This window comes from Fodinicola acaciae, from assembly GCF_010993745.1.
Lineage (GTDB): Bacteria > Actinomycetota > Actinomycetes > Mycobacteriales > HKI-0501 > Fodinicola > Fodinicola acaciae.
Map to the genome: position 1 here is coordinate 825678 of NZ_WOTN01000001.1, position 23162 is coordinate 848839.

The following is a 23162-nucleotide window of genomic DNA, read 5'->3' on the forward strand; positions in this document are numbered from 1 at the left end:
TTGCCACTTGTCGGTAGACCACCGGATGACTACAGTCCAGCCAGCTCTACGAAATGCTCGAAATATCTTCAGTATTTCGGATGGTTGGAGGCGGGATGACGGTCAGCAGACGTGGATTCCTCGGCATGGCTGGCGGAGCGGTGGCCGGTGGGACGCTGAGCGGCGGCCAGCCGGCCGCAGCGGCACGGCAGATGCCGCACGCGGTCGCCGCCGGCGATGCCGAGCCGGACATCGACCAAGCGCTGCTGTGGTGGCCACCGACGCGTAACGTGAACACGCCGATCGGCTGGAAAGACCACCTTTTCCGGTTCACCTCGTTCTACAACGGCAGCCTGGTGGCGGCGCCGATGCCGCCGCTCAACCAGACGCCGGGGACGGTGAAATACCGCGAGGAGGGCTTCCAGCTGGATTTCGGTTGCTGGGACGGCTGGTTCGACAAGGATGTCTATCCGGCGCTGTATCCGGGGCATTTCTATGTCTATCGCGAGGACATGGGGTTCTACGGCGTCGGCCAACAGCACTGGTCGAGCGCGCGTACGCCGGTGCTGTGCACGGAATACCGTACGCACAAGGGTGTGACGATCCGGCAGTCGGTTTTCGCGCATCTCAAAGGCGGTGGAGCGGTCAGCACCGGCGTCGAGCCGTTGTACGCGTGGATTCGGTTGGAAGTCACCGACATCCTGCCGATCGCGATGGACGACGGTGGACCGGTCGGCTTCGCCATCCGAGTCGGCCGCAATTACTACACTTTCGAGCTGCCGTACAGGTTTCAGGACGGCATCACGCTCACCGGCTATCCGGAGAAGTCGCCGTTCCTGGCCGACGTGACCGGGGTGAACGTCAGTGTCGGCGGCCGCAACGGAGTGCGGATCAGCCAACCCGACGAGGCCCGCGCCGCCGAGCTCGGCTGGCCGAACAACACCAGGCCGGGCGGCGTACGGATGGAGATCCTCACCGACGCGGCGACCCGGCCAAACTGGACGCAGCCGTCGTCACGGATCTACAACCTGCGGACGTATCTGGACAAGCGCGTCGGCTCGACATGCGACATCCTGCTGGCGATGCTGCCGCAGCCGGCCGCCGAGTTCGACCGCGAGCTGGCACTCGGCTACGAGGGGGCGCTGGCCGAATGCGAGCGGTTCTGGAGCGCGAAGCCGGCGACCGCGGCGACGATTCGTACGCCGGAGCCGTACGTGAACGAGCTGATCGACCGGAACACCCAGTTTTCCGAGGTTATCGCGGAAAAGATCCCCGGCACCAACCAGTTTTCCTTCCTCACCGGTAACCACGGTTACGACGTGCTGTGGACGACGCCGAGCTCCTTTACCAGCCACATGTTCCTGGATCCGCTCGGATATCACGACGTGGTCGCCAAGCACACGGAGATTTACCTTGGCACGCAAGGCACCCTGAAGCCGCCTGGCTCGGCCTACACGGTCCATCCCGGCTACTACGGCTCGCCGCGGTCGGTGCAGGCGATCGACTGGCTGTCCGACCACGGCGCGGTGATGCATCTGGCGGCGACACACGCGTTGCTGACCGGCGACCAGGCGTACGTCACCAAATGGACCGAGTCACTGGTGAAAGCATGCACCTTTGTGAAGGACGTGTGTGCTTTGACCGGGCACAAGGGAATCCCGGGCCTGCCCCCACCTGGCGTGGCCACCGACGAAGGCACCGAGGTGGTGTCGGTCTGGACGGTCGGCTGGTTCTACAAGGGGCTGACCAGCGCGATAAAGCTGCTGAAGAAGGTCAACCATCCACGCGCCGCCGAGTTCCAGCAGGAGGCCGACCGCTACAAATCCGTGTTCCTGCAGGCTTTCACGTCGTACAACTCGACGCAGCCGACCTGGCTGCATCCGGACGGCAACCGCTATCCGGTCTATTCGGAGAATCTGCAGGACGTGTCGGCGCATCCGTTCGGCGAGGTGCCGCGGCTGGACACCGGACCGATGTTTCTGGTGTACGCGGGACTGATGGCCGGCTCGGACACCCGGATGCAGAAGTTCGCGGACTATTTCCGCTACGGCCCGAACGTGGCGCACTGGGGCAACGGGTCGCGGAAGAATCCGTTGGACCGGCCGATCCTGGACCGCGAGATCTCCAGCTGTGAGCCAATCTACAGCTGGAACCTGTGGATCTCCTGGGCCACCGGCGACCGGCACCGTTTCCTGGAAGGCATGTATTCGCTGATGGCCGGCGGACATTCGGTGCAGACGTACACGCCGTTCGAGCACCGGCACGGCATGAGCTCGTGCCAGGGCACGAACGGCTCGGCGGTCTGGATGTTGCGCCACGCCATCGTCGACGACGAGATCGTCGACGGCGAGCTGCATCTGCTGCGTATCTGTCCGCGCTCGTGGATCGCCACCGAACCGACGGTTTTCCAGAACATACCGACGTTCTACGGTCCGGTCGACGTCAAATTCTCGCGCGCGTCGGACGGCGCTCTGGAGCTGAGCTATGCCGCTCGCTGGCGCGACAAGCCGACGTCGGTCGTCCTGCATTTCCCCGTCGAAGCCGGGATCACGGCCGCTCGCGTCAACGGCTCGACGGTGACCCGCGGCCCCGACAACACCGCCGTCATCGGCCCCTGAGCACCTTCACCGACGCCGGCTCGCCGATGTAACGGTCGTACGGCAGGATGTCCGCGCCGTCATTACGTCGGCTGACGGCGGCGATGATGCCGTCGGCGTCGAGGCACTGCTCGGACAGTTGCGTGCCGCGGTCACCGTGGGCCAGGAACTCCTGCCGCAGAGCCAAAGTGCGCACCGGCGTGCGGCAGCCGGCCTCGCGAAGCGCGCGAGCGTACGTGTCGCCGAAGCCGCCAGCGACACCGTTGTCCTCGATGGTGACGACGAGGCGGAAGTTGCCGGCAGCGCGTACGAGGGCGGGATCGATCGGCAGGACCCAACGCGGATCGGCGACGGTCACGGCTTCGTCCAGACGGTCGGCGGCCTGCAGGGCGGCGTGGGCGCACGGTCCGACCGGCAGGAGAAGCGTGTCACCGCCGAGGCCGCCGCGGAGCAGGTCGCCGCGGCCGAGGTGACCGATCGCCGCGATGTCAGCGGAGGCGGAGCCTTTGGGGAAGCGCAACGCGGACGGACCGTCCCAGCTGACGGCCTCCCTGAGCAGCGCACGCAAACTGCTGCCGTCGCGCGGTGCGGCGACCCGCATGCCCGGCACCGTGCCGAGCAGCGACAGGTCCCACATGCCGTGGTGCGACGGTCCGTCGTTGCCGGTGATCCCAGCCCTGTCCAACACAAAAGTGACCGGCAGGCGGTGCAGCGCCACGTCCATCAGCAGCTGGTCGAAGGCGCGGTTCAGGAAGGTGGCGTAAACACACACAACTGGATGCATGCCACCGGTGGCCAGCCCGGCGGCGGAGGTGACGGCGTGTTGTTCGGCGATGCCGACGTCGTACACGCGGTCGGAGAATTTCCTTGCGAACTGGTGCAACCCGGTGGGGTGAAGCATGGCCGCGGTGATGCCGACGACATCTGGCCGTTCGTCGGCGATGGCCACCAGTTCCTCGGCCATGATGTCCGTCCAGCCGACCGAGCTGGCGCTTTTCCCGGCCGGACCGATCGTGTGCATGTGGTCGACCAGGTCCGCCTCCGCGTCGGCATGGCCTTTTCCTTTGCTGGTCAGGCAATGCACCACGACAGGTCTGCCGTACGCGCGGGCCGACCGCAGGGCGGCTTCCAGAGCGGCGGTGTGGTGGCCGTCGATCGGTCCGAGATAGTGGAACCCGAGCTGGTCGAACAACGACGTGCCACAGCCGTCGCGTAACTCCGCCAGATGCGCCGCGACACCGCCGACCGTCGGTGAATACGAGCGGCCGTTGTCGTTGAGGACGACGACCACCGGCCGGTCGGCGGCGCCGAGATTGTTGAGCGCTTCCCAGCACATGCCACCGGTCAGCGCGCCGTCTCCGACAACGGCGACTACCGCGCGGTCGTTTTCCTGCCGCAGCGCGAAAGCCTTGGCCAGACCGTCCGCATAGGACAGTGCCGTGGAGGCGTGCGAGTTCTCCACCAGGTCGTGTTCGCTCTCCGCGCGGCTCGGATAGCCGGACAGGCCGCCGGCATGTCGGAGCCGGTCGAAGTCCTGCCGGCCGGTGAGCAGCTTGTGCACGTACGACTGATGGCCGGTGTCCCACACGATCGCATCGCGCGGCGACTCGAAAACTCGGTGCAGCGCGAGGGTCAGCTCCACCACGCCGAGATTCGGGCCGAGATGTCCTCCGGTACGCGACACCGACTCCACCAGCTTGCGGCGGATCTCACCGGCCAACGCGTCCATCGCGCCGGCCGGCAGCCGGCGCAGCTCGGCCGGACTGCTCAGCTGCTCTAACAACGACCTCAACTCCCTACGGCCGCACGCAAGGTTTCTTTCAGCGAGCCCATGGTGGCGATCACCGCGGTCGGTTCATAGCCGCAGTGCGCCATGCAGTTGGAGCAGCGCGGATCTTTCCCGCGGCCAAAGGCATCCCAGTCGGTGTCCTCGATGAGTTCCTTGTAGGTGGCCGCATAGCCGTCGTCGAGCAGATAGCACGGCCGCTGCCAGCCGAGCAGCGAGTACGACGGGATTCCCCAGGCCGTGCAGGCCAGGTCGCGTTTTCCTTCCAGGAAGTCCAGAAAAACCGGCGAGTGGTTGAGTCGCCAGCGCTTGCGCCGGCCGCCTTCGAAGGCTTTGGCGAAAAGTTCGCGGGTCTGCTGGACACCGAGCCAGTGGTCCTGGTCCGGAGCAGCCCAGTAGGCGTACGCGGGGGAGATCTGCATGTTGTCGACGCCGAGCTCGTCGTTGAGATAGTCGAGCACGTCGAGGACGTCCTGTGGCGTGTCGGTGTTGAAGAACGTGCTGTTGGTCATGACGCGGAAACCGGCCGCCTTGACCTGCTTGATCGCGTCGACGGCCGCGTCGAAGACACCTGCCTTCTGCACCGACTCGTCGTGGCGCTCGCGCAGGCCATCGACATGCACCATGAAGGCGAAGTTGCGGTGTGGCGCGAACTTGTGCAGGTGCTTGGGGATCAGTACGGCGTTGGTGCACAGGAAGACGATCTTGTTACGGTTGAGCAGCTGGCGGACGATCTCGTCGATTTCCTTGTGCATCAACGGTTCACCGCCGGCGATCGACACCATCGGCGCGCCGGACTCCTCGATGGCCGCCACCGCCTGCTCGACCGGCATGCGTTTCTTCAGCTCCGAGGCCGGTTTCGCGATCTTGCCGCAGCCGGCACATTTCAGGTTGCAGGCGAACAGCGGCTCCAGCTCGACCAGCAGCGGAAACTTCTTCCTACGCAGCAGTTTCTGCTTCATCAGGTAGGTGCCGAGCCGGATCGACTGGCGCAATGGCATCGCCATGGGTCAACTCACTTCCCGAGGCAGGGTGAAGGTGATGTCTTCGTGGCTTCCGGAACTTTCGGTCAGGTCCACGGATCCGAGGCCGGACAGGCAGAAACCGATCTCGTCGACCAGCTGCGACGGCGCGGACGCGCCGGCGGTCAGGCCGATCCGGCGCGCTCCGGCCAGCCATCGCAGGTCGACCTCGCCGGCGTCGTCGACCAGCCGCGCCGGGGTGCCGGCGCGTTCGCACACCTCGACCAGCCGGCGCGAGTTGGACGAGTTGGTCGAGCCGACGACGAGTACGAGGTCGGACACATCGGCGATGGCGCGTACGGCCGCCTGCCGGTTCGTTGTGGCGTAACAGATGTCGTCGCTGCGCGGCGCGGTCACATCGGGAAAACGCTCGCGCAGCACGGCCGCGATGTCCTCAGCCTCATCGACCGCGAGCGTCGTCTGCGTCGCGTACGCGACGCGTCGTGGATCACCCGGTCGTACGCGCCGGGCGGCTTCGACGTCCTCGACGATGACGACCGAGTCTGGAGCCTCGCCGACAGTGCCTTGCACCTCTTCGTGGTCGCCGTGTCCGATAAGGAAAATCGTCTCGCCGCGCGTGGAGGACCGGCGCACTTCGGCGTGCACCTTGCTGACCAGCGGGCAGGTCGCGTCGATCACCGCCAGGTCGCGGTCAGCCGCCGCTGACCGTACGGCGGGGGAGACGCCGTGGGCGGCCAGCACCAGTGTGCTTCCGCGCGGCACTTCTTCGACTTCCTGCACGAAAATCGCGCCGCGGCTCTCCAGTTCGCGGACGACGTGTGCGTTGTGGACGATCTGCCGGCGTACGTAGACAGGCGCGCCGAAGCGTTCGAGCGCTCTGTCGACCGTGTCGATCGCGCGCGAGACGCCGGCACAGAACGATCGCGGTGTCGCCAGTACGACCGATCGGTCGGCAACGGCCGCGGACCACTGCTCGAAGACCGGAGCGCAGGCTCGCAATGCCTGCAGCGCACGAAAACCGCGCCACGGCGTGCCTGGCCGGATCAGCGGCTGGTCCACCGTGTCCACAATGGACCGTACGACCGCATACGGCTGGTCGCCGATCGCTTGCGCAACCGCGTACGACTCCATGTCGACGGCCAGCGCTCCGCTTTCAGCCAACGCCTGCCGGGTCGCGCCTTCGGCGATTTTCGCTGTGGACAAGACAGGTCCAATGTGGACGTTGAGGCCGCGACGGCGGAGCGCGCCGGCCAGCAATGGTGCCGACCGGATCGACACGGGCGGTCCGTCGCCGCGCACTTCGCTGGCGACGACCACATCGCCAGGCCGTACGTGCGGACTCAGGCCACCTCCCACGCCGGCCGTCAGCGTCGGCTCGGCCGGCAGGCAGGCGGCCGCGACGCGAGCCGGGCCGATTCCGGTGTGCAGCAGGCGCATGCCGCGGGCGGCGGCAGCCACGGCGGCGCGCTCGACCCGCAATGCGGTGCACAGGATCGTCATGACGATCCCCGCGACACGTAACGGCCGAGTGCGGACAACGGAAAGACGATCCGGTAGAGGTGATAGTTGATGTAGAAATCGCCGGGAAAACCGGTGCCGGTGAACTGCGGCTCGTCCCAGGTGCCGCTGTCCAGTTGCGTTGCGCACAGCCAGTCGACGCCTCTGTCCACTGTGGACGTACGCTCGTCGGCCGCGAGCAGCGCCATCAGGGCCCAGGCCGTCTGGGACGCGGTGGAGTCACCGCGACCGGCCAGCGAACGGTCCTTGTACGACCGCATGTCCTCGCCCCAGCCGCCGTCCGGATTCTGGTGCTCCTCCAGCCAACGCACCGCTCGCCGGATCGCGCTGGCAGAAGGCGAAACTCCGGCGCTGATCAGCGCAGGCACGGCCGCGCCAGTGCCATAGACATAGTTGGAACCCCAGCGGCCAAACCAGGATCCGTCCGGCTCCTGCGCGTCGACCAGCCACCGTACGCCGCGCCGGCACACCTCGTCTGAGCCGCGGCCGAGCGCGCCGAACATCTCCACGATATGCGCGGTGACATCCGCCGACGGTGGGTCGATGACCTCGCCGAAGTCGCAGAACGGCAGTTTTCGCGGCACTTCCCGCGTGTTGTCGGCGTCGAAGGCGCCCCAGCCGCCGTCTTTCGACTGCATGCCGGCCAACCAGTCGACGCCGCGCCGGACGGCCGCGTCCAGGCGGTCGCGGTCCGGATGTGCGATTCGCCGCAGTGCAAGGACAATCTCGGAGGTGTCGTCGGTGTCCGGATAGAGGTCGTTGGCGAACTCGAAGGCCCAGCCGCCTGGCGCGAGTTTCGGCCGCTTCACGGCCCAGTCGCCGCGTATGTCGATTTCCTCGCCGAGCAGCCAATCCGCGGCGCGTACGACCGCCGGATCATCGGCGGCGACTCCGGCGTCGAGCATGCCGGTCAACGCCAGCGCCGTGTCCCACACCGGTGACTGGCAGGCCTCCAGTCGGCGTACGACACCGTCCGGTGTGTCTTCTCGGATGATGAAGCCGTCCAAGCCTTTCAGCCCGGCCTTGACGACCGGATGGTCGAGCGAATAGCCGAGCAGATGCAGAGCCAGCAACGAATAGACCCATGGCGGCTGGATGCCACCCCACGAGCCGTCCGCCTCCTGCCGCGCGACGATCCACTCCGCGGCCTTGCGCATGGCGAGCGTACGACCCGGATGCACCGGCAGTTTTCCGTACGCGTAAAGGACTTTGTCCAGTCGTTGGAAGGCGCCGGCCCACGTCCACGGCGCGTCGAGCCTCGGCCGAGGGCTGCCGGACAGCAACTCGGCGACGCCGAAAGGCACCGGCCGGCACGGCCGCAGCGTGCCGACGATCGTCAGCGGCACGATCGTCTGCCTGGCCCAGCAGGCGAAATCGTACGGGTTCAACGGAAACCACGACGGCAGGAAGATCATCTCCGGCGGCAGCGTCGGCAGGTCGTCCCACGACCACAGGCCGAAAAGCGCCAGCCAGATCCGGGTGAAGACGCGGCTGTGCTCCAAACCGCCATTGCTGACAACGAATTCCGCCGCTTTGGCCATGTGTGGCTCGTGCGGCGAGTCACCGGCGAGCCGGAGCGCGATCCAGGCCTCGGCGGTCGTGGACAGGTCGCCCGGTCCACCGAAGAAATTGGCCCAGGTGCCGTCGGAGCGCTGCTGCGAGCGGATCCAGCGAGCCGCCTCCTCGGTCTCGGATGCCGTGCGGATGCCCAGAAACTCGCGCAACAGCAGGTCCTCGGCGTCCATCGTGACGTTGGTTTCCAGCTCGCCCTTCCACCAGCCGCGGTCGCTTTGCAGGCCGCGAAGATGCTCGACGGCCGCCTGCAACGCCTGTTTCGCCGCGGAAACTCGCGATGTCTCCAGTTCGGTGATGGTCATCAGGCCTCCCGTGACACGGTGAAGTGCGCGAGTGCGATCAGCTCCTCACGAGCGGTGCGGTCGAGTGGCGCGGGCATCAGCGCGTCCTCGGCCAGAGCGATCCGCCGCGCGGCTTCCTCGGTGACCCAGGCGCGCCCGCCGGCGGTCTCCACCAGATCCGCGGCACGCCGCAGATCCGCGTCGGCCGGCAGGCTGTCCGCGGCCAGCCAGGCGGAAAGTTCACGGCCAGCCGCGCCGCCGTGCGTCACCGCGTATGTCACCGGCAGGCTTTTCTTGCGCGTACGCAGGTCGTTGAAGACCGGTTTGCCGGTGGTCGCCGGGTCGCCCCAGATCCCGAGCAGATCGTCGATGAGCTGGAAGGCGATGCCGAGCTCCGCACCGTACGCGCCGAGCGCGGCGACGACTTCCGGTGCCGCGCCGGCCAGGATGGCGCCGATCGCCGAGCTGGCCGACAGCAACGAGCCGGTTTTCCCGGCGGTCATGTCCAAACACTCGGCCAGCGTCACGTCCGACCGGCGCTCGAACTCGATGTCCAGCACCTGGCCACGGATCAGCTCACGCGTCGTCTCGGTCAGCAACCGCGCGGCCGGGATCGATCCGCTGTCGAGCAGGATCTCCTGCGCCAGAGCCAACATCGCGTCGCCGGCGAGGATGGCCGCGGAGGATCCCCACACCGACCAGACCGTCGGCCGGTGCCGCCGCTCGGTGTCGCCGTCCATCAGATCGTCGTGCACCAACGAAAAGTTGTGTACGAGCTCGACCGCGACGGCACCTGGCACGCCGGTCTCCGCGGCCGCGCCGGCCGCCTCGGCGGACAGCAGCGCGAGTGCCGGCCGGAGCGTTTTTCCGCCGCTGGCCTGCGAAGGTGTGCCGTCCACGTCGGTCCAGCCGAGGTGGTACGAGGCGATCCGCCGGTTCGCCTCGTCCAGCCGCGCCACCGCGGCCTGCAGCGCCGGCAGGAACAACTGCCGGCCGCGGTGCAGGACGTCGGCCGTCGCGATGGTCATGCCGCCGCCTCCTTGATCGGTTTTCGTTGGCTCAGAAGGGCCGCGGCGGCAGCGTCGCCGCTGCGTACGGCGCCTTCCATGGTGGCCGGCCAGCCGGTCGCGGTCCACGCGCCGGCCAGGAACAGGCCGGTGGCGGCGGTGGTTGCCGCCGGCCGCAACGCCGCGGTGCCTGGCGCCGGACGGAATGTGGCCGTACGTTCGCGGGTCACGAAGAAGTCGAGGATCCGTGCGCCGCGCGCGGATGGCAGCAATGCCGCCAAAGCCGGCAGCATGCGTGCGCGGAGTTGTCCGGTCGGCAGGCCGACGAGGTCGTCAGCGGCCGACAACGAAACGGCGACGTACTGGCCGTTGCTGACGCCCGCCTGTGTCGTACGGTCGAAAACCCACTGCAGCGGACTGTCGATCGCGGCGACGAAAGGCTGGTCGAGGACCTGCCGGTCATAGTGCACGTGGACGTTGATGATCGGCGAGTTGCCGAGCCGTTCCGACCAGCCGGCCGTCAGATTGACCGCGCCAGCGGGCAAAAGCCGCTCGGCGACTGGTGGCGGCACAGCGAGCACGACCTGGTCGAAGGACTCGCCGTCGACCCGCCAGCCGGTGGACAGCGACCGCACCTTGGCGTTGAGGCGTAGGTCCACATTGGACAGAGCGGACCGCGCCGCCTCGCCGTGGAGCTCGGACAGCGGCACCTTCGACCAGCCGAGGTCGGACGCCGACGCATCCGACAGCAGGCCGACCTGGAAAACCGTCGCGGCCAGGCTCAGTGAGGCGTTGTCGGCGCACGAGTTGAGAGTGGCGACACCGATGAGGTCCCACAGCGTCTCGACCGTACGCGCGCTCTGCCGGCGTTCGCGCAGCCAGTCGCCAAAACTGCGGTCGTCGACCGCGACCGGATCGATGTCACGCAAGGCCAATGCCGCCTGTGCGAAGGCGATCCGCTCGCGCATCGACACGTGCCGGTACGCGAGCACCGACTCCGACAGGTGATATGGCGCGGCGAGGCGACCACGCCGCAACCAGTGTTCGGGTCCGGTGCGCGCGGACCGCACCGGGATCGCCAGCCGGTCCTGCAGATGCACCTTGTCGCGTACGCCCAGTCGCTCGAGCAGGCCGATATATGCGGTGCAGCAACGAAGAAACACGTGCTGGCCGTTGTCGACGGACAGGTCACCGCGACGGAAGGAATGGGTCAGGCCGCCGAGTGCGCCACGCGACTCGAAAAGCGTCACGTCGAGACCGGCGTCGGCGCAGCGCAACGCGGCGGCGATCCCGGCGAGCCCACCACCGACAACGGCGACACGGCTCATCTGGGCACTCCGGCGAGTGCGCGTACGGCGACTCCGGCCTTTTGCCAGCCGGTCAAGGAAAGGCGCCGGTCATAGACCTGCGCCGGGTCGGCGGAGATCCGGTCCAGCAGCTGCCGGTAAATGCCGGACATGGCGGCACAGCAGGCCGCGCTGCGGCGGTCGAGCAACGGTACGAGCCGCAGCCCGTCGGCATACCATTGCCGCGCTCGCGCGGCGCTGTGCCGGATCAGCGCCGCCAACTGGCCGTCGGTGTCCACCAGGACGTCGTTCCCGTCGAGCTTGAGTTCTACGCCGAACCGGCGCAGGTCCTCGGTTGGCAGATAGGTCCGGCCATTCATGAAATCCTCGCGGATGTCCCGGAGGATGTTGGTCTGCTGCAAGGCGATCCCGAGCGCGTCCGCGTACGCCGGCGCGTTGCGGTCCGGGCGGCTGCCGAACACACCGAGGCACAGCCGGCCGATGCTGCCGGCCACACAACGGCAATAGGTGACGAGCTCGTCGAATGTCTCGTAATGGCGTTCGGTCACGTCCATCTCGACGCCGTCGAGCAGTTCCTCGAAGGCATCCATCGGAATCGGCAGTCGCCGTGCCGCGTCGGCGACCGCGACCAACACCGGATCGGTGCTGTCGCCGAGGTTGGCGAGACTGTCTCGTACGCCCGCCAGAAGCGCGAGTTTTCTTGTGTGAGGCAGATCACCATCGCCGATGTCGTCGATCCGCCGCGCCAGCGCGTAAACAGCGCACAGGGCCGCGCGTTTGTCCGGCCGCAGCAGGCGAATGCCGTAATAGAAGTTACGCGCCTCGGTCCTGGTGACCGTCTCGCAATGGTCGTACGCCTCGGTGATTGTGCTGGTCATGCGGCGCTCCTCAGCTGTCGAAAGAGCTGCCTGACCACGTCGGTCCGGCGGGTTTTCGGTGTGCCGGCAAGGACGTCCCAGCCGGCCGCCTGAATGGACCTGGCCGCGGCGAATCCGCCGGCGACATATCCACCGACGGCCAGCCGGGCCCAGCCGTGCAGCCGGCCGACCAGCGGCGCACCGGATTCCAGCAGCCGTACGGCGCGCTCGGTCTGGAACTGGATGAGCCGCCGGAATTCCGGCGTGCCACGAGGTTGGTCGAGGTCAGCGTGGGTAACGGCGTACGTGTCGAGGTCCTCCTGCGGCAGATAGACGCGGCCGGCGGCTCGGTCCTCCGCCACGTCCTGCCAATGTTCGAGGAGTTGCAATGCGGTGCAGACACGGTCGGATAAGAGGTTGTTTTCCGCCGAGCGAGCGTCGAAGATCGCCAGTACCATCTGGCCAACCGGGGCCGCGGAAAGTGCGCAATACCCCAGCAGATCCTGATAGGTGCGATAGGAAGTGACAGTCTGGTCGCGCAGGTTCGCCTGCACCAGGTCGTCAAACGGCTGCCTGTCGAGCCGGCATTCGGCGACCGTCGGCACGAGCCTGCGCAGCACGGCCGACCGCGGCTCGCCGCCGTCCCACACGGTGGCCAGGTCGGCGGCGAACGCGGTCAACAGGGCGGTGCGATCACCGGCCGCCTCGTCGCCGAGGTCGTCGATCCACCGGACCACGTCGTACACCGCCACCAGGTGGCCGCGCAGCCGCCGCGGCAGCACTTTCAGCGCGACCGGAAAGTTTTCCGCGCGTTCTTTCTCGCGTAGCCGGGCCTCGGCAGGTGGTGACCACACACCGTCATGCTTGTTGTCTTGGCGGGTTCAGTTCTGGTCCCGGAAAGAAAATTCTGCCTGCCGCACTTGTTCTCAAAGGGACAACCGACTCCAGGTGGCCGCGGATGTGTGAGGGACGACCGATCCATGCCTGATCCGCAGTTCAGCAGCGACAACGAGGCCGTGCTCGTACGCCTGGCACCGGCGGTGGCACGCCGGTTGCCGACGATGTTGACCGAAGTGCGGGACCTGCTCGTTCCGTACGCACCTGACTACGCACAGTTTCTGACCGACGAGTTCGACGAGGTGCTCGCCGCCGGCCAGGGCTTCGTCGGCCGACTCGTCGAGTTGGCCGAGCGTGGTCTTTCGCGCCTTTCGCTCGACGTCGAACAAGGCGTCGAGCAGACCCTTTTCGAGGAGATCGGCCGCGCGCACTGCCGCGACGGACGCGACCTGGCGATCCTGCTGTCCGCGTATCGCGCCGGCGCCCGGGTCGCCTGGAAGCACGTGTCCGATGCCGCGCTCGAGGTCGGCGTCTCGCCGGAGGTGTTCGCCGCGCTCGCCGGAGCGGTGTTCGCGGCCGTCGACCAGCTCTCGACGGCGACCTTACGCGGCTATTTCCAGGAGCAGCGCCAGACCAGCCGCGAGCGTGACCGGTTGCGCGAGGACCTGGCCGAGTTGCTGCTGTCCGATCGCGCCAACAGCGCGGCCGTACGCGCCGCGGCGGCCCGTGCCGACTGGACGTTGCCGCGCGAGGCCGCGGTCGTGCTGGTGGACCGCGACAATGGCCCTGATGGCCAGCCGTTGTCCCGGCTGGAGGACTCGTGCCTGCGCGTGTGGCGGCCGGACGTGACCATCGGGATCGTGCCCGACCCTGCCGGTCCGGGCCGCCGCGCGCGGCTCGCCGACGCGTTGCGGGGGACCGGCGCGGTGGTCGGCGCGACCGTACCGCTGGACCGGCTGCCGGCCAGCCTGCACATCGCCGAGGTGGCGCTGCGGCTGCGCCGCTCCAACGTGCTGGCCGACGACCCGCTGTTCGCCGCCGAGCACCTGGACGCGATCATCGTGCACCGTGACGACCGGCTGCTGTCCGCGCTCTGCCAACAGTGCCTGGCGCCGCTCGCCGACCTGCCGCGGCCGGTGTACGACCGGCTGTGCGAGACGCTCGCGTGCTGGCTGCGCAACATGGGTGACCGCCGCGCGGTGGCCGCTGAGCTGCACATTCATCCGCACACCGTGCGCTATCGGCTGGGTCAGTTGCGCGAGCTGTTCGGCGACGCGCTGGACGATCCGGGGATGCGCGCCTCGCTCACGCTGGCGCTGGCCTGGGGACCGCCGGCGCAGATCGACCTAACCGGCGGAGCCGAGCCGGAGCACGATGCCCTCGCCGCGCAGCGACCGGCGGAACCAGCCCAGCGAGAGCACCGCGGCCAGCCCGATTAGCGCGTACGAGCCGGCGGTGCTGACCATCAGGTAGTCGCCGACCGTCTCCTTGGCCAGGATCCACAGCGTGCCGAGGCCGTTGGCGACGAACACCAGAGCCCACAGCATCGACACCTGCCGGAAGAACCGCTGCACGCCGGGCCGGCTGGTCAGCGCGCCGGGAAACGCGCAGAAGTCGTCGGCGAGCTTGGCCAGCAGTGGCCGGCCGAGGACCGCGGTGGCCGCGAACGCCAAGGCCAGCAGGAAGTTTTGCAGGGTCGGCTGCAGGAAGTAGAGGAACGCGCTGTCGGTCATCAGGCCGAGGACCGTACGCGCCAGCAGCAGCGTCGTGGTCAGCACCAGGACCGCCGGCACCGGCCGGCGGCGGATGGCCCGTACGCCGATGGCGGCGCCGGCCCAGCCGAGCGCGGCCCACATCGCGCTGTCCAGGCCGATCGTGGTGAGCACGACGTAGAACAGGCCGAGCGGAATGAGCGTCGACTCCAGCAGGTGCGGAACCGCGTGGTGCATCATGGCCCGCGGTGACGGCAGATGGATCACGTGTTGGCGCATCGAGCGAGAAAACCTCTTGACGATGGACGTACGCGTGCGGCGGCTGAGAAAACAGCGTACAGACCATCCGCCAGCCGTTGGGCGTCCGGTGCCGTCTTGTGCCTTCGGGACAACCGATACGTCCAAAGACGTACGCCTCTGGTGCAGAAATGGCCGCGGCGACCAACAAGCATGAGGAAGTGGACCAGATCAGACGACCCCGCCGCGTACTGATCATCTCGGCGGACATGGGTGAGGGACACAACGCGACCGGTCGCGCGCTGGAGGCCGTCGCGCGGCAGCTGTGGCCGGACATCACGGTGAAGTGGCTGGACGCGCTGGACGTGATGGGACCAGGTGTCGGCCCGGTGTTCCGCCGGATCTACATCACCAACGTGCAGCACACGCCATGGCTCTACGAGTTTTTCTATGATTCGCTGTGGCGTCACCGGTGGTTTGCCAACGCTTCCAAGCGATTCGTTGGTGCCTGGTGTGGACGGCGGCTGCGCCGGAAGGTGGCTGACTTCGCGCCGGACCTGATCCTCTGTACGTATCCGCTCGGCACGGCCGGCCTGCGCTGGCTGCGCGAGCGCGGCCGGCTGCCGATGCCGGTTGGCGCCTGGGTCTCGGACTTCGCGCCGCATCCCTTCTGGGTCTACGCGGACATCGACCTCAACGTGGTGATGCACGAGGTGGCTGCACCGCTCGCGCGGCGAGCCGTACCAGACGCGAACGTCGTGGTCGGCGCGGCGCCGGTGCGCGCCGACTTTCGTCCGGGCGACCGCCGGCAGGCGCGTACGGCACTGGACCTGCCGCAGGACGCGTTCGTGCCGGTCGTCTCCTGCGGCTCGCTCGGCTTCGGCGACGTGGAGGCCGCGGCGCGGGAGCTGCTGACGGCGGACCCGCGCGTGCATCCGGTCGTCGTGTGCGGCCGCAACGACGGCTTGAAGCGCAAGATCGACCGGCTGGCCGAGCGGCATCCCCGCCTGCGCGTACTCGGCTGGACCGACCGCATCGCCGAGCTCAAGGTCGCCTCGGACGTCGTGGTCACCAACGCTGGCGGCGCGACCGGCCTGGAGGCGATCGCGTGCGGCCGCGCTCTGCTGATGAACCGGCCGATCGCGGCGCACGGCCGTGCCAACGCGCAGCTGATGGCCGACGCCGGCTTCGCGATGGTCTGCCGCAAACCCGGTGAGCTGGCCGCGGCCGTACGCCTGCTGCTCGCCGAGCCGGACCGGCTGGCCGCGATGGAGGAAGCCGCGCTCAAGCACGCGGAAAGTGGCAGCCTGTCCGCGGTGGCCGACGACCTGCGCCTGCTGATGGCCTGTCCGAGCGTACGGCCGGACGAACGGCTCGACCCGCAGGACGCGATGTTCCTGCACGTCGACACGCCGGACGTGCCACAGCAGCTCGGCACGGCGGTGGTCCTGGAGCCGAAGCCGGACGGCACGCCGTTCACCGCCGCCGACGCGGCCGACCTGCTGGCCGCCGCGCCACGACTCGCCGCGCGGCTGCGGCCTGGTGGCGCCTGGCGGCGGCCGCGGTGGACGTACGCGCAGAAGGTCGACCTGTCCACGATCGTGACTGAGCTGGACGTGTCGCGGGCGGGACGGCCGGTGGATCCTGAGCTGGTGCTGGAGAGCGTGATGGACCGCTTCTTCAGCGCTGGCACCGATGGCTGCCAGGCGCAGCTCGTCGGCGGGCTGACCGACAACCAGCGGATCCTGCTGATCAAGATGCACCACGCGCTGACCGACGGCGTGGCGGTCGTCAACGCGCTGGTCGCGCGCGCTCGCGGTCGTACGCTGCCGCCGGACAGCGGTGAACGTGCGCCGGTCGGCCGGCCCGGTCAGCTGGCCCGCGGCCTGTGGAAGCTGGCGCGTACCGGCACCGCGCCGAAGACCGGCTGGGAGGGACCGATCCGCTCGGCCGACCGGCACCACAGCCTCGTCGAGCTGCCGTCCAAGCAGGTCAGGCAGGTGGCGAAGTCGCTCGGTGTGACCAGCGCCGAGCTGCTGACCGGCCTGCTCGCGGAGGGTCTGCATCGCGCGAGCCCAGGTGTCGACCGCGTTCGCGTGATGGTGCCGGTATCGCTGCGGACGACGCGTACGTTTGGCTCGCCCGGCAACCACACCGGCGCCGTACGGATCGACCTGCCGACCGGCCGGATGCCGATGGTCAGGCGCATTATGGCCACGCGCGCGGCTGTCCGCGCACAGATGGAGTCGTCGGCGCCGCTGGCGGCGCATTTCGTCGTACGCCTGATCGGTCTGGCTCCGCCGTGGCTGCATCGGTGGCTCGCGCGCGGGGTATACCGGAGTGCGTGGTTCACGCTGGTCGCGTCGATCATTCCGGGACCGCGCGCACCGGTGCGCCTGCGCGGTGCGCTCGTACGCGGGATTTATCCTGTTCTGGCACTCGCGCCAGGCGTCCGGCTGTCGGTGGGAATGCTGACGTGGTCGGGGAATGTTGGCTGGTGTGTCACGTCGGCGTCCGACATCGCCGACCGCGGCGACCGGCTCGGAGCCGCGGTGACGGCGGCCTTCGCGGAGTTGGCCGCCGAGGTGAGCGGTCCACCAGCGTGGATGGTGCGCTGACGCGGTAGGGGGTATGCGTTGGAGGTGTCACCGGTCGATCTGGTCATCGCCGTGCCGGCGGCCCTGCTGTCGGCCGCGTCCTTCGGCCTGACCGGAGCGATGCAGCACCGGGTCGCGCGCGCCATCCCGACCGCGGAGAGCCGCCGCTTCGGCCTGCTGTTCGCGCTGGTCAGGCATCCGTTCTGGCTATTGTCGCTGCTGGTCAACCTGGTCGGCGTGGTCGGGCAGTGGGTCGCGCTCAGCACGGCGCCGCTGGTGTTGGTGCAGCCGCTGCTGGTGTCCGGCGTACTTTTCGCGATCGTTTTCGCCGCGGCGCTGCAACACCAGCGGCCGGATCGAACGGTGATCTACGGCGGTGTGCTCTGTGTGGTCGGCCTGGCCGCGTTTTTGTTGCTGGCACAGCCATCCGGCGGCGGTGAGACGATGGCGCTGCACGACGTGCTGCCACTTTCGCTCGGACTGCTGGCGATCCTGGTGCTGTGCCTGATCGGCGGCGTACGCGGCAATCCGACCGTACGGACGCTCGCGTACGCGACCGCCGCCGGTGTCTTCTATGGCGTGACGGCGGGCCTGATCAAGGTCGCCATGGACACGCTGCAGGACGGCCTGGTGGTTTTCCTGACCAGTTGGCCGATCTACGCGGTCGCGATCTGCGGTCCGCTCGGTTTCGTGTTGAACCAGCACGCTTTCCAGGCCGGTGTCGCGCTCGCGCCGGCGTTGTCGGTGATCGTCATCCTGGATCCGCTGGTCGGCATCGGCGTCGGCATCCTGTGGCTCGGCGAAGGCCTGCGGTCCGGGCCGGCGATCGTGACCGGCGAGGTGCTGGCGCTGGCCGCGATGGCGGTCGGTGTGGCGATCCTCGCTCGACGCGCGCCACAGGTCGTACGCGAGGCGCACGAGGCACACCAGGTCGCGGAAAGCCAGTGAAACTCGCCGGCGCGACCGCACTCGTCACCGGCGGCTCGTCCGGCATCGGCGCGGTGGTTGCGAAACTGCTGGCCGCTCGCGGCGCGCACGTACTCGTCGTCGGCCGGGACACCGCTCGCCTCGCCGCTTCTGGGTTTGCCTGTCTGGCCGTGGATCTCGGCTCCGCCGACGCGCCTTCCGCGATTGTCGAATGGGCCGGAGATGTCGACGTTTTCGTTGGCAACGCTGGGGTCGGCTATGCCGGTCCGGTCGCCGCGATGACGGATTCGGTTGCGGCATTGGTGACGGTGAACATCACCGCGCACCTTGAGCTCGTACGACTGCTCCTGCCGTCGATGGTTTCTCAGCGGCGTGGCCACGTGGCGCTGGTGTCGTCGATCGCCGGCTGCATGGGAGTCCGAGACGAGGCCGTGTATTCCGCGACCAAGGCCGCGCTGCGTACTTTCGCCGACAGCCTTCGATACGAGGTGCGGCCTGCCGGCATCGGGGTCTCCACCATCATTCCCGGCGTGGTCGACACGGAGTTTTTCGTACGACGCGGGAAACCGTACGATCGTCGCCGGCCCCGGCCTGTGTCGGCGACGAAGGTGGCCTCGGCGGTGGTGTCGGCTGTTGAGCGGAATCGGACTGAGGTGTTCGTACCGGCGTGGCTGCGGCTGCCGGCGCGTCTCCAAGGGGCCATGCCTGGCGTTGTTCGGTCTCTTCAGGGGCGTTTTGGGTGAGTCTGCCACGGGGGGTGCGTCGCTTGTTGTTCCGTTGAGTGAGGGGGGTTCTGGTTGTTTCGTTGGATGACGGGGGAGGTTCAGAGGGGCCGCCGAGCTTGGGTGGGTGGTTGCGTTGTGGTGGGCGGCGGCCCCTCCGAAAATGTGGTTGGCTGTGCCCGCCGACGGGGAGAACGAGCAAGCCAGGTCACGTATGGGAAGCAAGCCGTCGGGCTGGACGCCGATAGTTCTTCTGTAGCGCTAAATGTCTGTCTTGCCGGTTTGGGTTTGGTGGTAGGGGCTCTTTACTTGCGTCTGACGCACGCATGGGGGCCATGCGAACATTGGGTGGCAGTCGGGATGGTGCTGGTGTGACTAGTGGGGCTGACAATGCAGGCGAGGCGGCTGGCTGCGGTAGTACTTGTTTAACAAGACATCAAAGTGGGACATTGACCGACAAGGCTACGGCGGCTAGGTGGGCCAGGAGAGGTCGGTGCGGAGGTCGAGGTCGGCGATGGTGATCGGGTGGCCGGTGGCGATGGACGTGTTGGCGGCGATGCCGACGGCGATCGAGCGTACGCCGTCGCGATAATCCGACGCTCGCGACAGCGGATCCCCAGACGCCCCAACGAAAACGTCGCGGAGCAGCTTCGCGTCACCGCCGCCGTGAGCGCCGTCGCCGCCGGTGATCGGCACTTCCTGTGCCGCTTGCCAATGTCGCTGTACGACCAGTTTTTCGCTCTGTGGCCGGCTTTCCGTTGCCGCGACCATCTCCGGGGAAGCGCTCGGATCGACGACGGGGCGGCCGGAATCGGCCAGTACGGCGCCGCGCTCCACGACGGTCAGCTCGGCGCGGCCTTCGGTGCCGTTGACCGACACGACATAGCCTTCCCAGGGACTGTGCGAATTCAGCGAGTATGACATGGTCGCGCCGCTCGCGTAGTCCACGATCACCGACATGTTGTCCTCGATCGTGATCCCAGGCGCGAAAACATCCTGGTCGCGCAGATATCCATCGTAGGACTCGTTGTCCAGATAGAGCGCCTTCAGAGTCGGGTTCTCGCGCATGTCGAGCATGAACGGATCGCGTGATGCGACATCGATGCTGCCGCGCGGAGGCCGGTCGACCAATCCTCTCGCCGACGCGTTTTCCGAGCCGTAGAAGCGAAGTCCGCCGCTGGCGTACACGCGTGTCGGTATGTCGTGGATCCACCAGTTGACCAGGTCGAAGTGGTGTGATGCCTTGTGGACGAGCAGGCCGCCGGACTTCGCTTTCTCGCGGTGCCAGCGCCGGTAGTAATCGGCGCCGTGTGCGGTGTCCAGGACCCATTCGAAGTGGACGGACGTGACCTTTCCGATCTGTCCGGCGGCAATCACCTCACGCAACGCGGAGTTTCGTGGTGAGTAGCGATAGTTGAAGGTGACCGTGACCGATTTTCCGGTCTTCTCGATGGTCGCGGCGATGTCGCGGCAGCTGTCGGCGTCGATGGTCAGCGGCTTCTCGACGATGACGTCGGCGCCCGCCTCGAGCGCCGCGATGACGATCGAAGCGTGTGTGTAGTCAGGCGTCGTGACGATCACGCGGTCGACCGTCTGGGCCGCCAGCAGCTCCTCGACGGAGGCGTACGCCGGCAGGTCGGCGCCGATCCGTCGCAGGTGATGACCGATCCTGCCGCGGTTCACGTCGGCCACGGCGACCAGCTCGGCCACGTCCCGATGCGCGCCGACGCACGCGTCGAGATACATCTGCGCTCGTGATCCAAGCCCCACAATGGCGTACCGCATCAGCCTCTCCTCAGCATAGAAAGCGCTTTCCATCCTGACATGGCGCGCCGCTGCCCGGCCCGGCCGGACCCGGCCAAGTAGAGTCGCCTAGTTGTGGAAGAGGAACCGAGTCTCGACGGGTGGGCCGCGGAGGTCGCCGTCGTCGACGTCTACCGGCAGATCGGTGCCGTCCTGGGACGCAACGCGCGCTCGGTGATCACCGATCCGGTGATGTTCGACGTGGCGGAGACCCTGTTCGCGGCGTTCGCCGAGGCCGGCGAGCGCGGGCTCACGGTCGAGCAGATGCACGCGGCCTGCCGCCACCATCCGCGCGCGGTCGCCGAGGAGCGGGTACGCGTGTTGCGCGAGCTCAAGGCGATCCGGCCGGCCTTTGAGAAGCCGAACCCGCGCGAGTTCCAGGCGTCTTTCACCGCGTACGTGTCGCTGCTGTTCATCCAGCGGATGCTGCGCACGGGTGGCCAGGCCGAGCTGCACCAGCTGCTCGCGATCGAGCGGATCAACCTGGAGTCGCGCGACGCGTCCGAGGACGACGCGCGCCGGGTGGCGGCGGAGATCACGCGCGCGTTCCGGCTGCTGGCCAACGAGCTTGTCGGTCTGGCGGTCGGCGGCACGATCGAGGCGCTGCGCGAGCGCGCGCCGCTGCTGTGGAGTGCCGACGAGCTGATCACGCGCGCCACCGGCGTACACGGGCAGATCCTGGAGCGGTGGCCGTCGCTGAGCCGCGCGTGCATGGAGCTGCGAGCCGGCGTCGACGCATACCGCGACGCGTCCCAGTCGGCGTCGGCGCGGCTGGCCGACGACGCCGGTGCGACGCGTGCGCTGGACCTGTTGCCGGTCGAGATGTGGAACTCGTACGCGCAACGAGCGACCGTCGGGCAGCTAGCCGAAGTGCTGTCGACACATGTCTTCGACGCGCCGGCGGCCTGGCAGGACGTGGTGGCGCTGGACGAGGCGCTGCAGAGCACCGCCAAGCCGATGCCGACGCGCATCCCGCCGCCGCGGCCGGCGCTGCCGGACCGGCAGGCCGGTGAGTCCGCGCCGCGCGTCGACGCCGACCTGGAGCGGCTGCGTACGCTCGCCGAGGATTTGCTCCGCGGCCGCGAAGCCGTCAGCATTCCGGAGGTGCTGCGCGAGGTGGGGGACTGGTCGACGGCTCGGCGGGTCTTCGCCGACCTGACCGCGGCCAGCAACAGCCCGGAGCTGGGCTATCGGATCGACTGGGAGGACACCGTGGAGGTCGGGGGGACGGCCGCTCACTACATGACCCGTGGCTGGTTTCGGCGAGCGGCCTCGTGACCGAATCCGCTCTGTGGCTGGCGCGCGCTCGCGCGACCGGTCCACTGTTGGTCGATCCGGAGGTGCCCACGCCGGACGGCATGCGGCGGCTGCCGGAGCCGGGGACCGAGCAGGCCTGGCTCGTGCCGGCGACGCCTGACGAGGTGACGCCGTCGGTGGTCACCGAGCTTGGCCTCGGCCTCATCGGCGTCGAGCAGCCAAACGAGACCAACCGCGTGCTGTTGTGCTGTCTTCGTTGCTGTTGGAGCGATGCGGACAAGCCATGGCCTGGCGTGGCGGCGTCGATGGACGACATCCTCGACGTGGCCGCGCAGCTGGCGCCCGGCCGGTCCGCCGAGTCCACCAGGATGCTGACCGTCGGCGCGTTGCGCCGGCTCGCCACGCACCGCTGGATTTTGTTGGACGAAGCCAAAAGTGTCGTACGACTCGGCCCGGCGGTCGCGCTGTGGCCGGACTCCGACCTCGGTACGCTGCGCGACCTGTGCCGGGACATGCCGGGGCCGCGCGAATGACCGACTTCTACGCGCCGCTGCTGGACGCGCTGAGCGACCGCGAGCGGGACCAGGTGGTCGCGGCCTGGGCCGCGGTGGAATACAGCAGCGAGCCGGTGCAGGAGCTGCAGCTCGGCGCGCTGCGCGACGCGACGCTGCGGCAGCGGATCGAAGCTCTGCTGGCGAAATCCGGCCGTACGCTGGTCTCGGTCGGACCGGGTCTGTGGACCTCCGGCTATCGCGACGACATCGCCGAGCAGCTGGCCGAGCATGGCTGGGGGATCCTGCCGGAGCTCGACCGCGCGATCCTGACGCTCGTACTCGTCCATTCGGTGGCCATCCCGCGCTCGGAAGGCAAGCTGCCGCCTGGCACCTGGGTGTCGACTTTCCCCACGACGCCAACACATCTGCGGCGGATCTCGCAGCTGGCCGGCGGCCGGTCGATGACCGAGGCACTGGCGCGGCTGCGCGGCGCCGGCCTGATCCAGATGGTCCGCGGCGCCGACCCGACCACCGAAGGCGCGTCGTATCAGCCGGGGCCGCAGCTGCACCGGCTCACCCCGGCGGCCAGCCGCCGCCTGCAGGACCAGCTGATCCTCGCGGCCGGACCGGCGACCCCGCTGGCCGCCGCCATCCGTGCCCGCCGCGGGATATAGGAAGGACCGACT

General features: G+C 68.3%; 18 protein-coding genes and 1 pseudogene. 8 read left to right on the plus strand and 11 right to left on the minus strand.

What is annotated here, in order from left to right:
• Positions 1-95 precede the first annotated feature (95 nt).
• Complete coding sequence (locus GNX95_RS03810; protein ID WP_163505754.1) at positions 96-2597, plus strand: hypothetical protein; 2502 nt, start codon at positions 96-98, stop codon at positions 2595-2597.
• Here the strand turns inward: GNX95_RS03810 and GNX95_RS03815 are convergent.
• The 9 genes and pseudogenes from GNX95_RS03815 to hpnC form a co-directional block, all read right to left on the minus strand.
• Complete coding sequence (locus GNX95_RS03815) at positions 2584-4359, minus strand: 1-deoxy-D-xylulose-5-phosphate synthase (RefSeq protein ID WP_222853376.1); 1776 nt, start codon at positions 4357-4359, stop codon at positions 2584-2586. The genes GNX95_RS03810 and GNX95_RS03815 overlap by 14 nt on opposite strands.
• Before the next feature lie 5 nt (positions 4360-4364).
• Complete coding sequence (hpnH, locus tag GNX95_RS03820) at positions 4365-5369, minus strand: adenosyl-hopene transferase HpnH (RefSeq protein ID WP_163505756.1); 1005 nt, start codon at positions 5367-5369, stop codon at positions 4365-4367.
• A gap of 3 nt (positions 5370-5372) precedes the next feature.
• Positions 5373-6344: a 4-hydroxy-3-methylbut-2-enyl diphosphate reductase gene (gene ispH, locus GNX95_RS03825; RefSeq protein ID WP_246281618.1), complete on the minus strand. Its 972-nt coding sequence runs from the start codon at positions 6342-6344 to the stop codon at positions 5373-5375.
• Between the two features lie 66 nt (positions 6345-6410).
• A pseudogene (locus GNX95_RS44170) lies at positions 6411-6845 on the minus strand (5'-methylthioadenosine/S-adenosylhomocysteine nucleosidase family protein); the annotation flags it as partial.
• Positions 6842-8740, minus strand: a complete 1899-nt coding sequence (shc, locus tag GNX95_RS03830; protein WP_163505758.1) for a squalene--hopene cyclase — start codon at positions 8738-8740, stop codon at positions 6842-6844. The gene shc and the pseudogene GNX95_RS44170, both read right to left, overlap by 4 nt.
• The gene (locus GNX95_RS03835; RefSeq protein ID WP_163505759.1) at positions 8740-9747 is read right to left on the minus strand and encodes a polyprenyl synthetase family protein; all 1008 of its coding nucleotides are present in this window, start codon (positions 9745-9747) and stop codon (positions 8740-8742) included. Before GNX95_RS03835 ends, shc begins: the two co-directional genes overlap by 1 nt.
• Complete coding sequence (gene hpnE / locus GNX95_RS03840) at positions 9744-11054, minus strand: hydroxysqualene dehydroxylase HpnE (RefSeq protein WP_163505760.1); 1311 nt, start codon at positions 11052-11054, stop codon at positions 9744-9746. The genes GNX95_RS03835 and hpnE overlap by 4 nt, the downstream gene beginning before the upstream one ends.
• Positions 11051-11911 carry a presqualene diphosphate synthase HpnD gene (gene hpnD, locus GNX95_RS03845; protein WP_163505761.1) on the minus strand — a complete coding sequence of 287 codons (861 nt, stop codon included), beginning with the start codon at positions 11909-11911 and terminating at the stop codon, positions 11051-11053. Before hpnD ends, hpnE begins: the two co-directional genes overlap by 4 nt.
• Positions 11908-12744, minus strand: coding sequence for a squalene synthase HpnC (gene hpnC, locus GNX95_RS03850; RefSeq protein WP_163505762.1), 837 nt, complete (start codon positions 12742-12744; stop codon positions 11908-11910). Before hpnC ends, hpnD begins: the two co-directional genes overlap by 4 nt.
• Before the next feature lie 126 nt (positions 12745-12870).
• Between hpnC and GNX95_RS03855 the strand changes: the two genes are divergently transcribed.
• Positions 12871-14166 (plus strand): PucR family transcriptional regulator, encoded by a 1296-nt coding sequence (locus GNX95_RS03855; protein ID WP_163505763.1) that lies wholly within the window; start codon positions 12871-12873, stop codon positions 14164-14166.
• On the opposite strand, the gene GNX95_RS03860 is transcribed toward GNX95_RS03855, so the two are convergent.
• A complete protein-coding gene (locus GNX95_RS03860) occupies positions 14074-14718 on the minus strand; it encodes a VC0807 family protein (protein ID WP_163505764.1) in 645 nt (214 codons plus the stop codon). The two genes, GNX95_RS03855 and GNX95_RS03860, sit on opposite strands and share 93 nt — an antisense overlap.
• A gap of 149 nt (positions 14719-14867) precedes the next feature.
• Between GNX95_RS03860 and GNX95_RS03865 the strand changes: the two genes are divergently transcribed.
• Genes GNX95_RS03865 through GNX95_RS03875 form a run of 3 tightly spaced genes read left to right on the plus strand, consistent with a single transcriptional unit; the run spans position 14868 to position 18943 of the window.
• Positions 14868-17294: a WS/DGAT domain-containing protein gene (locus GNX95_RS03865; RefSeq protein WP_163505765.1), complete on the plus strand. Its 2427-nt coding sequence runs from the start codon at positions 14868-14870 to the stop codon at positions 17292-17294.
• Between the two features lie 24 nt (positions 17295-17318).
• On the plus strand, positions 17319-18221 hold the full coding sequence (locus tag GNX95_RS03870) for a DMT family transporter (protein ID WP_222853377.1): 903 nt from the start codon (positions 17319-17321) through the stop codon (positions 18219-18221).
• The gene (locus GNX95_RS03875) at positions 18218-18943 is read left to right on the plus strand and encodes an SDR family NAD(P)-dependent oxidoreductase (protein WP_163505767.1); all 726 of its coding nucleotides are present in this window, start codon (positions 18218-18220) and stop codon (positions 18941-18943) included. Before GNX95_RS03870 ends, GNX95_RS03875 begins: the two co-directional genes overlap by 4 nt.
• Before the next feature lie 450 nt (positions 18944-19393).
• On the opposite strand, the gene GNX95_RS03880 is transcribed toward GNX95_RS03875, so the two are convergent.
• A complete protein-coding gene (locus tag GNX95_RS03880; RefSeq protein WP_222853378.1) occupies positions 19394-20707 on the minus strand; it encodes a Gfo/Idh/MocA family protein in 1314 nt (437 codons plus the stop codon).
• A 93-nt stretch (positions 20708-20800) separates the two neighbouring features.
• Here GNX95_RS03880 and GNX95_RS03885 point away from each other — a divergent pair, with 93 nt between their 5' ends.
• Genes GNX95_RS03885 through GNX95_RS03895 form a run of 3 tightly spaced genes read left to right on the plus strand, consistent with a single transcriptional unit; the run spans position 20801 to position 23150 of the window.
• Positions 20801-22003 carry a hypothetical protein gene (locus GNX95_RS03885; RefSeq protein ID WP_163505769.1) on the plus strand — a complete coding sequence of 401 codons (1203 nt, stop codon included), beginning with the start codon at positions 20801-20803 and terminating at the stop codon, positions 22001-22003.
• Positions 22000-22515 carry a hypothetical protein gene (locus tag GNX95_RS03890; RefSeq protein WP_163505770.1) on the plus strand — a complete coding sequence of 172 codons (516 nt, stop codon included), beginning with the start codon at positions 22000-22002 and terminating at the stop codon, positions 22513-22515. The genes GNX95_RS03885 and GNX95_RS03890 overlap by 4 nt, the downstream gene beginning before the upstream one ends.
• A complete protein-coding gene (locus GNX95_RS03895; protein ID WP_163505771.1) occupies positions 22512-23150 on the plus strand; it encodes a hypothetical protein in 639 nt (212 codons plus the stop codon). The genes GNX95_RS03890 and GNX95_RS03895 overlap by 4 nt, the downstream gene beginning before the upstream one ends.
• The last annotated feature ends 12 nt before the right edge of the window (positions 23151-23162 follow it).